The sequence below is a fragment of the Brotonthovivens ammoniilytica genome, from assembly GCF_025566885.1.
Lineage (GTDB): Bacteria > Bacillota > Clostridia > Lachnospirales > Lachnospiraceae > Brotonthovivens > Brotonthovivens ammoniilytica.
Map to the genome: position 1 here is coordinate 233,643 of NZ_JAOQJQ010000004.1, position 15,067 is coordinate 248,709.

A 15,067-nucleotide genomic window follows, 5' to 3' on the forward strand; every position below is an offset into this window, starting at 1 on the left:
TAGGTTAGCGAAAACTAACTATTTGGCAAAAAATAAATGGCAAAAGCCACTTATTTTAGTGGAAGCCCTAATACACCATACCAGCCATAGTGCTGGAATTTTATGATATTTTTTACATAATCCTCCGCCTTTTTATAAGGAACATCGTGCAAAACACACTCACATAGTGCAGTAATATATCCATGCGTCAAAATGTGTATTTCTATATCGTTTGGCAGACATTTCGCATATCCCGCTTCATATGCCGCCTTTACAAATAGGGCATTCTGTTTCGTATATTGAATTGTAATTTCTTCTATAAAGTTTTCGACGCGAGAACCTTTGCTGCATTTCAGCAAGAGTTGAAATTCCTCCAAATGCTCGTACATATAGTTGACATATGTCATTGCCTGAACATATGACGCTTCAACAGAATCCCTTTCAATAGCTTCTCTAATTCCAACTTTATCGTAAGGTTCTGCATTATCCAGAAAATCTAATGTATAATGGTAAACATCTTCGATTAAGGCAAAAAACAACGCTTCTTTATCCTTAAAATGTCGATATATTGCACCTGTTGTAACCTTTGCAGCGGTAACAATATCTTTAAGCTGCGTTGCCTGAAAGCCTTTTTTTAGGAATTCCACTTTCGCACATTCCATAATTCGCTCTCTTGTCAAGTCGGAACAGTAACTCAAAATATTTTCTCCCTTCTCTGATAATCGCTTTATTTAAGATAATCTAATTATCAAACCAAAATCAGAATAGCATATTTTTGTCTTGCTGTCAAGGGGACGATGCTTTTGTTATTATCATTATGTACCCAGCCGCCTGTGCGGCTGGGCTTCTTCTTTTTTGGAGCTGTTAACAGGCAGGTGTGCCATACCCGTAAATCTCATAGTATCCCACGGGATAGCTGTTCTGTCGCACGGAGTCGCCAGAGTTGCCCTCCACGGTGTAGACGCGGCCATTCTCCACCTTCTCCACAATCCCCACATGGTCGGAAGAACCGTCTTGGCCTCCATCATCCCAGTCAAAAAAGATGATGTCGCCGGGGCGCGGCTCATAGCTGTTATCCTGCCACAGCCCACGCTCCTGGAACCAGGGAACACCCTGGGACGCGCAGGCCGCAAACTTCGGGATCACGCCGGCTTCGATATAACCGCACTCATTGGCGCACCAGCTTACAAAGCAGGCGCACCATTCCACACGACTGCCAAAGCCGTACCAGCTCCAGTACGGTTCGCCGCCAACATTGCCCACCTGGGAGAGCGCCACCGTGACGATTTCGCCATCCCCTCCGGTAATGCCGTAAAGCACCTGGGACCAAAGGGAATTGTTCTCATCGGCTAAAAGTTCCGCCATCTGTTCCCGCTGGTCCTCGTTAAAGCCGAACTGGTTGGCCATTTCCTCCGCAGTCTTGTGGCTGACAGTGATATACAGATAGGTTTGCGTGACCGTGGTTTCCGTTTCCACGATATTGCCGTTGCCGTCATCGGATGTTTCAATCACTGTTTCCGTCTGGGTGGACGTGCTGGACGAGATCTCATTCATCTGCCAGAAGATGTCCTTTAACAGCTCTAGCTTCTCATCATCCATGGTGGCCACTTCCTGGGCGTTGTCCGAATCGGTGGTGGTTTTGACGGCGTAAACCGCCAATACCTCTTTCCACACAGCGCGGGAACCGGACATCTCCAACACATCATAGCTGTGGGACGTCTTGATCTCATCCAGGTTCTCCTGGTAATCTGTATTGATCTCCTGTACAGCAGTCTGCATGGTCTGCCCGGTGCCGGAATCCTCGCCGGAAAAGAAAATCCCAAAGCAGGAGCCGATAATCATACCGATGAGGCAGATTACAATAATTACCAGCACGGCGATCCAGCCCCCGGCAGCGATGGCGGCAATCAGCGCCTTGGTGGCTGCAATGATGGCTTTCACCGCCGCAACCGTAGCCTTGACCGCTGCCTTTGCCGCAACTACCGCAGTTCGAGCCGCTATGCGGGCGGCATGAGCTGCAGCCCTGGCCGCCCGCGCCGTGGCCTGGGCAGTCCGCTGGGCAGCTTTAGCCGCCTGTTGGCTGGTCTTGATACTGGCCTTGGCAGTCTTTTCCGCCGTCTTAATGGATTTGCTGGTGGTTTTTATGGTTCCCTTGGCCGTGGAAGAAGCCTGCTTGATGTTTTTTCGGCCCCTGTCCACTGTCTTAATGCCTTTCTTGCCGCGGTCCAGGGTCTTGATGGCCCCGCGCTCCTGACGGACCGCCTTGGCCGGCTCGGAAACCGTATCGGCTGCCTGACGGCCACTCCAGCGTGTGGCGGGCTGCCCAGCCTGCTGAGCCGCCTGTTTCTCCGCTTGTTTTTTCGGCTGTTCGGCTGCGGCTTTCCGCTTTTGGATTTTCTCCTTGAGCTGGGAGATATTCTCCTTAGTCGTCTGAACCCCTCTGCGGCCCTGTTTATCAAACTGGTGAACCGCTTCATGGGTGACGTTATCCACCCCAGCGGAAAGGCGGTCGGACGCATATTCACCAGGAGAGCTTTCCTCCGCATACAGGCTGTGGTCGGCCTTATCCTTGGTGCGGATATATGCCTCCTTCATCCGTTCAGAAGCAACCGCCGCTTTATCAATCGCTTTAATGCCTTTTTTCGCAGAAACTCTTGTTTTTATACCCTTGCCCATGGGCTTCACCTCCTTCCCCGGGCGGGGCCGCCCTTATTCCTCCAGCAGCTTGGCGACAACCACCATCCGCCCGTTGGTTCGGGAATACTCGCAGGTGGAAAGGGTAATGAGCTGGTCGCCGTATTCCGCAGTCACGCCCGTGTCATAGAGCGCCAGTTCCTTGCACTTGGCAATAAACTCGTCAAAATCTTCTTCCTGTTCGGCCCGGACGAAGTGGTAATACTTGAAGCCTTGCTCTGAGTAGGCCACCGTCTTAAATGCGGCGATTACCTCATACTCGCCAAAGCTGTCCAGCGTATCAAAATGAATGGTCTTGTGGTCCTGGTAGAAATCCTCACTCTCGTACTTGCACAGATCGGAGAACATACTGCCGTTGTTCATGTGATGGCCGTACAGCATCAGATTGTCGGAAATGCCGACGTCGCAGTTTTCCTGCATATAGGGCACCCCATAGCTGCTGTACGACTTATCAAAAGCGTGCTTCAGATAGAAGTTGGGGTTATCCTTGGTCTGCATGACGGGATAATCAATCCGGGTGCCGGGAATAGAAATCCAGCCCACCAAATCGCTGTTCTTGGCGTACACATCCGCATACTTTTCAAAAGCCGTGAGTTCTTCCGGCTCCTGGGCCGGGTCATCGGCCAGCTCCAGCGCGGGCAACTCCACATCTTCCTTGACCAGCCCGGCCACCTCGTCAAAGGCTTCGGCGCTTTGCTTTTGGTCCAGATATTCGCGGGCCAACATAGCCCCGGAGAAAAGGAACAGGGCGGCACAAAAGGCCGCCCCAGCGATCATCAGTCTGCTTTTCACTTTGTCACTCATATTTCACCCTCCTGTACTTATCGTGCCTGTTCCTTGCTGGCCGCTTGGCGGCGCTGCCCGGCCTGGGCCGATCTCAACCCCTGCAGTTCGGTTTTCACCGATGAGCGCCCGCCATTGATTCGCTCCACCGTGAGCGCCATGTCGCGTTCCATTTCCGAAAACACCTTGCCGCAAGACAGCACAAAGCTCCGCAGCTTGGCAAGCACACCCTTATCCGCAGATAATTCCTTGCTTTCCTGGGGTTCCTTTCCCGTAAGGGCAAGCCCGGCGTTTTTGATGTGGCCACCCGCCTGGTGCAATTCTTCCCGCATGGAGTCCAGTCTCACAGCGAGTTGCCCCATGCTTTTTTCCGAATGGGCAAAGCCCCGTCCCATCCGGGAAAGAACTGAGGGGATGTGCAGGGCCTGGGCCGCATGGCACAGGGCAGAGCGCCCTTTTTCCCGGAAGGTCTGCACCATCTGCTTTGCAGATGAAATGAGGTTTTCCTTTGCCGTGGAAACCATCACTTTGGTCTGGCGGACTTTACCCTCCACAGTGTCCGCAAGCTGGGAGCACCGTGCGCGGATTCCCTTGTCGTGGAGCTTGCCCACCTCCAGGCGCATTTCCTTCATTTCGTCCATCATCTGGGACAGCTTTTCTTCCATACCGTCGATATAGCCCACCAGGGCCTGTACTTCTTCCTTCTGCTTTTGAAGCCCGCTCTGTTCCAGAACGGAAATCAGGTCTATGATCTGCGGGTGGTCCCGCAACGTAAGAGCCGGTTCAGCCATTGTTCATTCCTCCATTCTCAAACGTATCATCGCGCCGGTTCCGCCTGCTTTCTTACAGGGGGCAGCTCCCGGCAGTATTTCGGGTAACGGATTTTCACGCCTTCCATAAAGTAGGGGGCGAACTCGCAGCAGAACAAATCCTCCGGGGAATAGGCGTTGCTGTGCTCCGGGTCGGTATAGCCGTTCCAGAGATTAAAAGCAAGGCGGCACACCCGGACGGTGCCGCTGGTCTGCCAGCCGCCGTGCATACCATCCGGCTCGATACAGTCCTGCTTGAAGTCAAACATCTGGCGGATGTTTGACCGCGTTTCCGGGGCAATCCCCATCACATAGAAAAAGGCCCGGTGGTAACAGTCGTTCCTCCGAGCCTCGCTCATCATATCCAAAAAGAAATCCCGGTGTTCCGGGGACGCAAAGCGAAGATTGCTCATACCGGCACCTCCTCGCCGCCGAATACGCCTTCACCGGGCTTGGTCGTCATCAGGGCATAGAGCTTGGTGTCACGGGGGAATCGGTTGATGAACGGCACCAGGGCGCTGCCATACCGGATGAGGCCGCAGCCAGCGTCCGCATTGGTGACATAGCTCATCTGCTCGTTGGAGATATTGAGGAGCTTCGCCAGCTTTGCCCGGTCGGACGCCGCCTGGTTCAGCATGACGATAAACTCCGAGTTAGAGAGCATGGTGCTGGCCTGGACGGAATCCAAAAGGTACTCCACGTTCTGGGTGATAGCAGTCGGGTAGGCCCCACGCTTTCTAAACTGCCTCCATGCGGAATTAAAGAAAATGCCGCTTTGCTCATTCTCAAACATCACATGGAACTCGTCGATGAACACATGGGTGCGCTTGCCCCGTTTCCAGTTGAGGGTGACGCGGTTGAGGATCGTATCGGTGATGACCAGGGAACCGGCAGGCTTTAGCTGCTCGCCCAGGCCGTGGATGTCGAACACCACATAGGGCTTGTTCAAATCCACCGTGCTTTCCCGGCCAAAGATGTCCAGGGAACCGGTGGTGTAAAGCTCCAGGGAAAGGGCGATCTCCCTGGCCTTATCCTCCGGCTGCTCCAGCAGTTTTTGACGCAGGTCGCAGAGGGTAGCCACCCTCCCGGCATTCTCCGCCTCCGGGTACACCAGGGCGGTGCAGCGGTCGATGATGGATTTATGCTGCGGCCCCACGCCGCGCTTGTCGATCTGCTCGATGAGGGACATGACAAACTGGCTCTTTTCCACGATGGGGTTTTGCTCACCGTAGCCCTCCACCATATACATGGCGTTGAGGCGGTCCTTGCCGCCTGCCACCAGATGGGCCACCGTCGCTTTCTCCCGGCCCAGGGCTTTGACGAGTGCGCCAAATTCTCCCTCCGGGTCACAGATCAGGATGTCGTCATTTGCGTAATCTGGGTGGAGCATAAGAAACGCGATCAGCTCCTTGGCGCTGAAGGACTTGCCCGCGCCGGGGACGCCCAGCAGGAAGGCCGACTGGTTCAAAAGGTTCGCCTTGTTGCACATGATGAGGTTGTGGGAAATGGCGTTCTCTCCAAAGTAAATGCCGCCCTTATCCTGGATCTCCTGGACCTTGAAGGGGATGAATACGGCCAGGGATTCCGTGGTGAGGGTACGGAAGGCGTTGATTTTCCGCACCCCGATGGGCAGGGCGGTGTTCAGGCCATCAAGCTGCTGGAACTTGAGCACCGCAAGCTGGCACATGTGCTTTCGCGCCACGGAAAGCACCGCTTCGGTATCGCTGTCAAGCTGCTCCTTGGTGTCGGCGGTGATGGCCAGGGTCATCACCGCGAACATCATCCTCTGGTCGCGGGTGGTGAGGTCATCCAAAAACTCCTTGCTTTCCTTGCGCTGCAATTCCATATCGTAGGGGACCACAGCAGAGAAGTTGTTGTTGGCGTTCTGGCGGCGCTGCCAGTTGGTGATGTTGGTTTCCACACCCAGCAGGCGGTTTTCCACCTCCCGCACGGCCTCATCCGTGGGAACCGGCACAATGTCGATGGAGAACATCAGATTTCGGTTGAAATCGGTAAGCTCCGTCACCATGTTATCCTTAATATAAGAGGCGTAGTCTTTGAGGAACAGCACCCGGCAGAACTTGCCGCCCAGCTTCAGATAGTCGCTCTTTTTTTCGATCCCGTCCGGGCAGATATAGTCCTTGAAGCTGTGGCCCCGCTTCATCATCTCACGGGCATTGAAAACAAACTCGGATTCCTCGCCTTGGCGGTAGAAGTCGTGCAGGATACGCAGGCGCTCGGTGGCGTCCAGCTCCACGCACTTGGAGCCAAGGGCCGCAAAGTGGGAAATCAGGTCGGCTCCCACACGAGAAAAATAGGCGCGGGCCTCCTCAATATCCTTCTTCACCACGGAGATGGTGATATACTTTTCCTGCATAATGCCGTTGGCTCCGGTGGCTTTATCCAGCAGCATTTGGTTATATTCCCCCCGGTACTCATCCCGGAAATCCCCCTGCATGGGCATGAGGATGGACGTTTCAAAGTTGGCCTGATTCATACGGCGGTTATTGATGGTGATTTTCGTCACCGCACCGGAATCCAGGGAATTGAGCAGCTCCGAATAGGTGAGGAACATGGATTCCTTGTCCTCGCGGCTGGCCACCAGATAGTTGATGTCGCTGAATTTATAGGTTTTGGAGAACTTGTTCCCCACAAGGAAGATGCCGTCCGGCCAGATACGGCGGACGGGGATCACATCCTGCACCTTCCGGGGGACGGTGTAACGCTCCTTTTCCTGCTTGGACATGGTTTTGATGGTCTTAATCATGCTTGGCCTCCTTCCGTTTGCTAAAGTGTTTCGGCTCCTTCCGGCGCTTCTTGCCGGGCCGCCCGGTTTGCAGCTCCTCGATGGTATCTTTCAGGGCCGCATAGTAGTAGTTGCTGTCCTCGAACTTAAACTCCTTCGGCTCCAGCATTTCCGAGCGCAGCCACGCCCAGATAAATTGTTCCGCCGTCATACCGTGATAGGTGATGAACCCCAGCATGGCAAAGGGGGCCGCCCCCAAAATGCACATCCAGGACAGGGTTTCCACCCCAAAGTAGGGGCGCAGGATAAAGTAAAGGCCCACGGCCACGCTGCAGGCGAGGACAGAAAAGATGAACTGCCGCATACTCAGCCCGAAAAACATGGATTCGGTGTAGTTGCGGATTTCCCGGTTGATCTTGACTTCCAAAATATCACCTCACAATCACATCGCCGGTTTCCAGGTAAACAATGCTGCTCTTGGGTATATAGGCAAAGCCCAGCAGCCGGTCGCCCACGGTAAAAATCTCGTCTGGGGCTGCTTTGGAGAAGTGCCCACAATTCCCTTTTCAGCGGGCAGGTCGTAATCCTCCACCATTGGGATGGCGGTTCCATCAATCAAGTGCAGCACATAGGTTTGATAACGCATTTATTTTCCTCCTTTTTTACAGGCCCATCATCTCGCGCACCACGCGGTCGGCCATTTTCACCGCGCCCACGAGGACAAGCATATTAAAGACCAGCTCCCCGATATAGCTCCACACCTGGGTGACTGCCGCCGCATTGGGGTCAATAGCAGGCGGGGCCGCCGCGAACAGGGAAAAGATGATACAGGCCAGCACAATGATGGCCCCTTCCAGACACACGGCGGCATAGCTCTTGATAAAACTCTTGCCCACGTTTTGGGTCGGTTCCCCGGCGAAGGTGGACAGGGGCACCGGCGCGATGGCCGTGTATAAATAGAGCTTAAAAAACCGCCCGTAGACGGTCATTATCATAATGAAAGACAATATCGTGATAAACAGCCCGCCAATGAGCGTCACCGCCCAGAGGGGGATACTCTCGAAAAAGCCGCAGCTTTCCACCGCCGTGACAATCTCCTGGGGGAGAACCGTCTGCTGCGCGGTTCCAAAGCCCGCCGCGTTCATTATTGTTGAAACGAGGCCCTGGACGATATTAAAGAGGGCCATCATCAGCTCCAGCCCATAGGTCACGACACCTTTGGCAATGGCGAACCGGATAAACAGCTTTAAGGCGTGCTCCGGTTTCTTTACCTCGGCAAAGCTGCCGCAGGTACGCATGACGCCCACTACAAAGAACAGCACCAAAAGCGCAAGGCCAATGGCCCGCACCGCGTCGTGGATGTTGACAATGACGCCCCAGATGGAGCCACCCTTAAACTGTTCCGGGCTTTGGGTGATGAGCTGCCAGATCTCGGACAGGTACTTGTTCCAGGTGTCGAGGGCATTTTGCAAATTTTGAACAACCCAGTTATCGGACATTCAACAACCTCCTTTCCGGCAACGGTAAGGGGCAGGCCGCCATGGGCCTGCCCCCACACTGCCGTTATTAGAATCAGCCGGTAATCAGGGTCAAAATCTCCTTCGCAAACGTAATCACAACACCGCCGGCCAAGGTGAGAAAGCCGTTAGCCCTCTGGCTGGGGTCATGGCTTTTCAGAGAAAGGCCGATCTGCACGACGCCGAAGCCCAGCAGGATCATACCCACGGCGCGGATCAGGCCGAAGATGAAATCACTGAGGTTGTTGATAACAGTCAACGGGTCGCTGGCGGCAAAGGCCGTAGTGGTGCAGCAGCACAGCATGAGCACCAGGGCTGCATAAACAGCAAAGGCGCTCCGGCTCTTTTTTCCCATGGGCAGGCTGCGGGTTTCTTTCTTCTGCTTGCTTTCCTTATGAAACAGTTTCATTTTTGGTGTCCTCCTTAAATTGAAAGATATTCTCCATGTCCTCATCGGACAGAAGTTCGTAAAGGGTTTCCGGCTCCTGGATATTGGCAAGGTCGCCGGGGGTGAGGCGGCCAATGGTCATATCCGCCACGGCGTTTTCAGTGCCGCCGTGGGAATAGACAGGCGCGCCGCCATCGGTGGTGTACTTGATGTTGGGATGTTTCAAAAGGTCATACTTTTCATCCATCAGCGGCGCTTCGCCACGGATAAAGAGCAGGGCCAGGTTATTGTCCAGCATACGGACCTCATCGGGCGTCATCAGCTCCCGGCCCGTGATCTGGTTGTTGGTGGAGTAGCTGCCGGAATGCCCGGTGCTCTTGCCGTAGGTGTCCAGCCAGAGGGTGCTTTTCCCCAGGTAGTTCTCAGAGATCAGCTTGTGAGTGGACGTTTCATTGCCGCCCAGGTACAAAAATTCATCACAGTTGCCGATGATGGATTCCCATTGCTTTTCAAACAGCGCCTTGAGCTGGGCAATGTTCTGAATGATGATGGAAACGCTGATATTCCGGGAGCGCATGGTGGCCAGCAGCTTGTCGAAATCATCCGGCAAGCTCACGTTGGCGAACTCATCCATGAGAAAATGCACCGGTACGGGCAGGCTACCGCCGTGTACCCGGTCGGCAGAATAAAAAAGTTCCTGGAAAGTGCTGGCATACAGCAAACTTACCAAGAAATTGAAGCTGGCGTCGTTGTCCGGGATGAGGGCAAAGAGTGCCACTTTTTTCTCGCCCAGGCTGGAAAGGTCCAGTTCATCCGTGGCGGTAAGAGCCGCCACCGAAGAAAGATTGAATTTTTCCAGGCGGGACGCCAAGGTGATTTGGATGGATTTCAGCGTTTTGGCAGAGCCGGAACGGTAATCCTTGTAATACTTCACAGCGATGTGATCCGGGGAGCGCATTTCCAGCCGGTCAAACAGTTCGTCAAGCGGCGATTGGTAGGAATCATCATCCTCCCGCACCTCCCCGGCTCGGAGCATCTCCATAATCATGGGGAAATTCTTCTCATCCTCCGGCGCTTCGTACCACAGATAAAACACCAGCGCCATGAGGAGCATACTGGCCGCAGTATCCCAGAAAGGGTCGTTGGACTGGCTCCCTTTCGGAGTGGTGGCTTTGAAAAGGTTCGTCACCATCTTCTGCACATCGTTGTCGGATTTCAGATAGGCAAAGGGATTGTAGCAATGGCTTTTCTCCATGTTCAGAAGGTCCACCACCTTGATCTCATAGCCCATCTGTTCCAACAGGCCGCCGCAGTCACGAAGCAGTTCCCCCTTACAGTCCAAAATAAAAAGGGACGTATTGCATTGGCAGATGTTCACTTTGGCGTAGAACCGACTTTTTCCCGCACCACTGCCGCCCACCACCAAAGTGTTGAGGTTGCGGCGGTGCTTCCGGCCATCCAGCCCCATGCGGACGTGCTGGGTAAAAATGCGGTTTTTGAACGGATCCTTGTCCCGGTATTTCTTATTCACGGCCCGCGGATCGCCCCATTTGGCGGAACCGTGTTCTTCACCTCGTCTGTAATTGCGCCGGGAAGAAAGATAAATGCCAATGCCCAGCCCATAGGCGGCAATAAAAATGAGGACAGTTTTTACACTGTCCTCACACCACACGATTTTGAATGGATTGTTCATTGCCGCAGGCAGGGCGCTGACGATCTCCGAAAGTCCCCCGGAAATGGCAGGCGCAATCAGCAGGGCGAACCAGATCACCGGGACCAGCCCCAGGGCATAGAGCCAGGGGCCGCCCGCCTTATTATCTGGCTTCATCCCGGCGCTTCGCTTTCTTGTCTTTTTGGGCTGGGGCGTCAATGGTTTTCAGCAGAACGTCCTCCACCGGGCCGGGGTCACGCTGTTCCTCCAGCATATCGTTGCGCAGTTCGTTGAGGGCGCGAATCATGATCCCATGCTCATAGCTGTCCAGGGTGAGGACGACTTTTTCCTGTTTTTCCATGGGTCTACTCCTCCTTTACCGTTCCTGTTCCTTCTGCTTGCTGTCGCGGGTGAGGCCCATAGCCCTGGCCATACGGCCATTGAGGGATTTGAACGTATCCCGCATATCGGTGAGGGCAGCAGGAATATCCTCCCTGGGGACCTGCCCCTGAAACACGCCGTCCAGTTTGGAAATCTCATACTCTTTGGCGTCCACGCCATACCGCTTGCAGAGCATATAGCTGACAGCATAGGCTTTGTAGCCATCTGTCTCTCTGGAATAGCCGTCCATGCTTTGGGCAAGCTGCACGTTGGCAACCTCCAGAGAAACACAGCGGAAGATGTCCGGCGCGTCCATGCCCTTTTTCACCAGGATGGCGTTCTGCTCTGCAGAAAACATGGCCCCACGGCCCTGTGGCAGTTCCTCCACGGCCCGGATGGGCACCGGGGAACTGGCAATCAGGCCCTTTAAGAGCAGACGGTCATCGTAGCGCACCTGGGGCTGAACCTGATCCCGCGCCGTAGTCTGGGAAATATCATAGACTTCCTTGGCGTAAAAGTTCTGGCCCACGCTGCCATCCTCACGCCGGTATGCCTTGCCCGGCTCCAGAATGATGATGGGCAAACGCTTCTCATCCTCCAAAATCTCGATCCCCTGGGCGTGCCACTCCTTGTAGCCGCCTACACGCACCGCGTCGGGGCATTTATCCCCAATCAGAAGTGCATTGCGAGCAGAGTGGAAGGGAAAACGGCTCTGCACATCCAGATATGCCTCCATACTGCCCGTACCCTCGGAGAACTCTCCAAAAATCCGGTCCAAGGTGGCATAGGCTTCTTTTCGCTGTTTTTCCTCCCGGATCTGCCACCACTGGCGCTTGGGGCGCTCTTTCTGGCTTTCCTGCTTTTGCGGCGCGGCCTCCGCCTGGGGCTGCTGTTCAAACAGATCGTCAAAATTATTCATCACAGATTACCTCTCTTTCGATTTGGGCTTCTTTTTGGGTTTGGGCGGCTGGTGCCGGGTTGTTTTCTGAGCCGCCTTCTTCTGGGGTGCAGCCGGCTCCTCGGCCCTGGCAGCCTCCGCCTCCTTCTTCCGCTGGGCCTGGATGTCCCGCAGCTCCTGCCGGACGGAAGGCTTCTCGGCTCCATCAGAAGTACCCCTTGCGGACTTGCTGCTGCTCTCGGAGATAGGCTCGGACGGAGGGGATTTTTCCGCCGCTGGGGCAAAAGGGGCGTTCTTCTCCGCTGCCGGATTTTCCGGCTGGGCTTTTTCTTTCTGGGTGGGCTTTTCCATCAGCTCATCCAAAAGCTGGTCGTCCACACTCTTTTCCGGCATGGCCTGCTCCGGCGCGGCGGGTTCGCTGCCGCGCTGTTCGCGGGATTTCTCAATATCCTCCTTGATCGAAGCCGTATCCACAACGGTGAGCTTGAACTTCTCCACGATCCGGTTGGCTCTGGCAGCGTCATCCTCGAACACCAGAATGTCGATGGTGTCGTCGCCTTTCTTCACCGGGATGGGCGCATAAAGAATCCCGTACCCCTTGGCTTGCTTGGCAAACTCCGGGCAATCCTCCTTCTTGATGGTGTAAACCTTTAAGGGGCGCTTCTCCCGCAGCATGGCTTCAATGCGGGCTTTGCCCTTGGTCTTTTTCTGGTCTTTCAGAACCGTGTAAAGGGCGGCGGCCAGATTTTTAGCAGCAGAACCGGTGATTTTGAGGGCAAATTCAGCGCCCTCCAGGCTCATCCGTACCACTTGCTCCGCCGCGTCGCCTGAGTTATACATCAAAAATCATCTCCTTCCTGGGGGAGCCGCCCGGCCCTGCTCCGGCTCCTGGCGGGCTTTCTCATCCCTGCCGGAGACTTCCTCACGGGCGGCCTGTATCTTATCCTTGATGGAAGTGGAGCGCAGGGCAATATCCCCGCACAGCTTCACCTCCCGGCGCAGCTCCTTGATCTGCGCAGATAGTTTGGAGATCTCAGCCCGGATATACTCCTGCCTGGCAGGGTCGGCCAGCACTGCCTTGGTGCGAAGTTTCCGGTACAGGCTTTTCCGCTGTTCCGTCAGGCCGGCAAACTGAGATTTCACATCGGACCGATAGGCGTTAAGCTGCTCCAGGGTGTCAATGCGGTGGCGGGAAAGAAGGCAGGCTTCATCGGTAAGCTCCTGCGCCCGGATCAAATCCTCCCGCAGTGCATGAGGCACCCGCCTGGGCGGGCGGTTCTGCTTTTGGGGGAATACCCCCAGCAGATAGCAGTAGTGGAAGTAGAGGGCGCGGAACCCCGTCACCTTTTTGGCCTGTTTCAAATCCCCGTGTAGCCTGCACCGAAACGGCTCCGGCCTGTGTTCCCGCTGGGGGCGGCGCTGGGCTAAAATCCGCCTGCGGATGTTCTCCATCGAGTAGTCCTCGCCAAAGTTACGCATGAGCTTGCGTCCACGGGGGTAATTCGGCGGGCGGACCGTAATATCCTTGCCCACCTTGACGTCATAGCCCATCTGCCGCAGATGATAAAAAAACTGCCGTTCCGTCATAGACTGGCGGATGGCAGTATCCACATCGGCTTTGATGAGGGAGAGATAGGTGGGGCGGCCTTCCTGCTCGGCCCGCCATTCCCCGTAGTGCTTGGATTTTCCCCGCTGGGGGTTCTCAATGACAGAAAGCCCATACTCGCGGCACAGCCGGTCGGATTCCCGCTGCATATCGAAATAATCCTGCTCGGTACGATGGTACTTGATGCCGTCCACGAAGGAAACCGTGTTCACTACAAAATGATTGTGCAGATGATTTTCCCTGTCCAGATGGGTAGCCACCAGCACCTGGTATTTTTCACCCCACAGCTTTTTTGCCAGGGCAAGGCCGATCTCATGGGCCAGCTCCGGCGTGGCCTCGCCGGGGGCAAAGCTCTGATAGCCGTGGTAGGCCACAGTCCCGTCCTCCTTTCCGAAACGCTTTTTTACCGCTATCATCTCATCGCGGGCCGTAGAGGGGCTGCAATTCACCCCGGAAACAAACTGCCGCATGACCGTTTCGCCTTCGCTTTCCACCGTCTTGCCTGTTTTTTGCTGCTGGACGGCATACTCGATCACATCGGATAGGCCCTGGGCCTCCTTGCCATCCATATCCTGCTTTTCAAAGAAATCAGGATTTTCGGTCTTATCTGGATTCTCGATATAGATGAGAACCTTGCCCAGCCAGCCGTTCACCCGCCAGATAGACGTGGTAGCCACGTCACACCGCGCTCCGCTTGCCGCTTTTGCCGCAAGCGTCAAAAGGCTCACCGCTTCGCGGGTGCTCCTTCTCCCCACGAAGCAGGCTTCGCGGGGACCCCTTCGTGTCCATAGCGCGGGGAAGGATCACCGCTTTGGTGATGTCCCGGACGAGCTGGTCGAATTTTCGCATTTCCTCATCATAGCGGCGCTCATCAATGACGCCCAGCACATGGGCTTTCTGGGCGATCTGGTTGAGGTTGCCGCCAATCCGGTGAAGCTCCCGCATAAAGTCGTAGTAGGCGGGCGGCGGCGCGTCCTGGGGAACCAGGCCGTTCACCAGATGGCGCAGGTACGCCTCACGGGAAAGGCCGCTGCGCTTTACTTTTTTGTTGAAGGCTTCCGCCTCTTTTTTGTCCAGCCAAAACTGTACGTGTACGTTGCGTTTTCTCATTCTTCCGAATCCTCCTTTCTGCCTATGCGGTTGATTTGAAGCAGGCACATAATCAGCACGCCGACCACACCGCCCAGCAGAAATCCAATGGCGAAAAACAATCCTTCCATGAAAACCTCCATCCTTTCAAAAGGGGTATTAGGGGGCGTTCCCCCTAACAAGCGGCCTTTGTGGTATCACAAAGGCGATGCTTGCTGGTACAGCTACATTCCATTCCCCTGCGGGGAATCCGGGACAGGCGAAAAAAGAACTCATCGCTCGCCCCGGTCACGGAAATACCGCTTGGCATGGAACTCCACGCCGGTAAAATGGCTGGCGTCCAGAACGACTTCGCCGCGTTTCCATTGGTCCCTGGCAAACTGCTCGGCCTCCTCCCGGCTGTTTGCCGCCACCTTCATTTTCACCTCCAGCGTTTCCCGGATGGTAACATCATAATGGTTCATCACTCACGCTCCTCTCTAAAAATGGGCAGCAAAAAAGAGCGTCCATTTTCAGAACGCTCTCC

18 protein-coding genes are annotated in these 15,067 nt (G+C 55.0%); all 18 read right to left on the reverse strand.

What is annotated here, in order from left to right; translation table 11 throughout:
• Window positions 1-50: 50 nt before the first annotated feature.
• On the reverse strand, window positions 51-641 hold the full coding sequence (locus OCV88_RS10995) for a TetR/AcrR family transcriptional regulator (RefSeq protein ID WP_015535507.1): 591 nt from the start codon (window positions 639-641) through the stop codon (window positions 51-53).
• Window positions 642-843: 202 nt separating this feature from the next.
• Window positions 844-2,655 carry a CHAP domain-containing protein gene (locus tag OCV88_RS11000; protein ID WP_164998203.1) on the reverse strand — a complete coding sequence of 604 codons (1,812 nt, stop codon included), beginning with the start codon at window positions 2,653-2,655 and terminating at the stop codon, window positions 844-846.
• Between the two features lie 33 nt (window positions 2,656-2,688).
• Window positions 2,689-3,477 carry a class B sortase gene (gene srtB, locus OCV88_RS11005; protein WP_015535510.1) on the reverse strand — a complete coding sequence of 263 codons (789 nt, stop codon included), beginning with the start codon at window positions 3,475-3,477 and terminating at the stop codon, window positions 2,689-2,691.
• A 17-nt stretch (window positions 3,478-3,494) separates the two neighbouring features.
• Window positions 3,495-4,247, reverse strand: coding sequence for a DUF6674 family protein (locus OCV88_RS11010; protein ID WP_105205004.1), 753 nt, complete (start codon window positions 4,245-4,247; stop codon window positions 3,495-3,497).
• Window positions 4,248-4,273: 26 nt separating this feature from the next.
• The gene (locus tag OCV88_RS11015; protein ID WP_081459202.1) at window positions 4,274-4,678 is read right to left on the reverse strand and encodes a DUF6075 family protein; all 405 of its coding nucleotides are present in this window, start codon (window positions 4,676-4,678) and stop codon (window positions 4,274-4,276) included.
• On the reverse strand, window positions 4,675-7,032 hold the full coding sequence (locus tag OCV88_RS11020) for a VirB4-like conjugal transfer ATPase, CD1110 family (RefSeq protein ID WP_081459203.1): 2,358 nt from the start codon (window positions 7,030-7,032) through the stop codon (window positions 4,675-4,677). Before OCV88_RS11020 ends, OCV88_RS11015 begins: the two co-directional genes overlap by 4 nt.
• Window positions 7,025-7,438 (reverse strand): PrgI family protein, encoded by a 414-nt coding sequence (locus OCV88_RS11025; protein WP_055271109.1) that lies wholly within the window; start codon window positions 7,436-7,438, stop codon window positions 7,025-7,027. Before OCV88_RS11025 ends, OCV88_RS11020 begins: the two co-directional genes overlap by 8 nt.
• A 15-nt stretch (window positions 7,439-7,453) precedes the next feature.
• Window positions 7,454-7,657, reverse strand: coding sequence for a hypothetical protein (locus tag OCV88_RS11030; protein WP_055271107.1), 204 nt, complete (start codon window positions 7,655-7,657; stop codon window positions 7,454-7,456).
• A 16-nt stretch (window positions 7,658-7,673) separates the two neighbouring features.
• Window positions 7,674-8,510 (reverse strand): VirB6/TrbL-like conjugal transfer protein, CD1112 family, encoded by an 837-nt coding sequence (locus OCV88_RS11035; RefSeq protein ID WP_015535513.1) that lies wholly within the window; start codon window positions 8,508-8,510, stop codon window positions 7,674-7,676.
• Between the two features lie 73 nt (window positions 8,511-8,583).
• Complete coding sequence (locus OCV88_RS11040) at window positions 8,584-8,937, reverse strand: hypothetical protein (protein WP_015535514.1); 354 nt, start codon at window positions 8,935-8,937, stop codon at window positions 8,584-8,586.
• On the reverse strand, window positions 8,921-10,744 hold the full coding sequence (locus tag OCV88_RS11045; RefSeq protein WP_015535515.1) for a VirD4-like conjugal transfer protein, CD1115 family: 1,824 nt from the start codon (window positions 10,742-10,744) through the stop codon (window positions 8,921-8,923). Before OCV88_RS11045 ends, OCV88_RS11040 begins: the two co-directional genes overlap by 17 nt.
• Window positions 10,731-10,928 carry a hypothetical protein gene (locus tag OCV88_RS11050; protein WP_015535516.1) on the reverse strand — a complete coding sequence of 66 codons (198 nt, stop codon included), beginning with the start codon at window positions 10,926-10,928 and terminating at the stop codon, window positions 10,731-10,733. The genes OCV88_RS11045 and OCV88_RS11050 overlap by 14 nt, the downstream gene beginning before the upstream one ends.
• A 15-nt stretch (window positions 10,929-10,943) precedes the next feature.
• Window positions 10,944-11,867, reverse strand: a complete 924-nt coding sequence (locus tag OCV88_RS11055; protein ID WP_015535517.1) for a hypothetical protein — start codon at window positions 11,865-11,867, stop codon at window positions 10,944-10,946.
• 6 nt (window positions 11,868-11,873) lie between these two features.
• Window positions 11,874-12,686 (reverse strand): PcfB family protein, encoded by an 813-nt coding sequence (locus tag OCV88_RS11060; RefSeq protein ID WP_015535518.1) that lies wholly within the window; start codon window positions 12,684-12,686, stop codon window positions 11,874-11,876.
• Between the two features lie 6 nt (window positions 12,687-12,692).
• Window positions 12,693-14,171, reverse strand: coding sequence for a relaxase/mobilization nuclease domain-containing protein (locus OCV88_RS11065; RefSeq protein ID WP_207741655.1), 1,479 nt, complete (start codon window positions 14,169-14,171; stop codon window positions 12,693-12,695).
• Window positions 14,131-14,562 carry a plasmid mobilization protein gene (locus OCV88_RS11070; protein ID WP_015535519.1) on the reverse strand — a complete coding sequence of 144 codons (432 nt, stop codon included), beginning with the start codon at window positions 14,560-14,562 and terminating at the stop codon, window positions 14,131-14,133. The genes OCV88_RS11065 and OCV88_RS11070 overlap by 41 nt, the downstream gene beginning before the upstream one ends.
• Window positions 14,559-14,672, reverse strand: a complete 114-nt coding sequence (locus OCV88_RS11075) for a DUF3789 domain-containing protein (RefSeq protein WP_015535520.1) — start codon at window positions 14,670-14,672, stop codon at window positions 14,559-14,561. Before OCV88_RS11075 ends, OCV88_RS11070 begins: the two co-directional genes overlap by 4 nt.
• 141 nt (window positions 14,673-14,813) lie before the next feature.
• A complete protein-coding gene (locus tag OCV88_RS11080; RefSeq protein ID WP_015535521.1) occupies window positions 14,814-15,005 on the reverse strand; it encodes a DpnD/PcfM family protein in 192 nt (63 codons plus the stop codon).
• Window positions 15,006-15,067 lie beyond the last annotated feature (62 nt).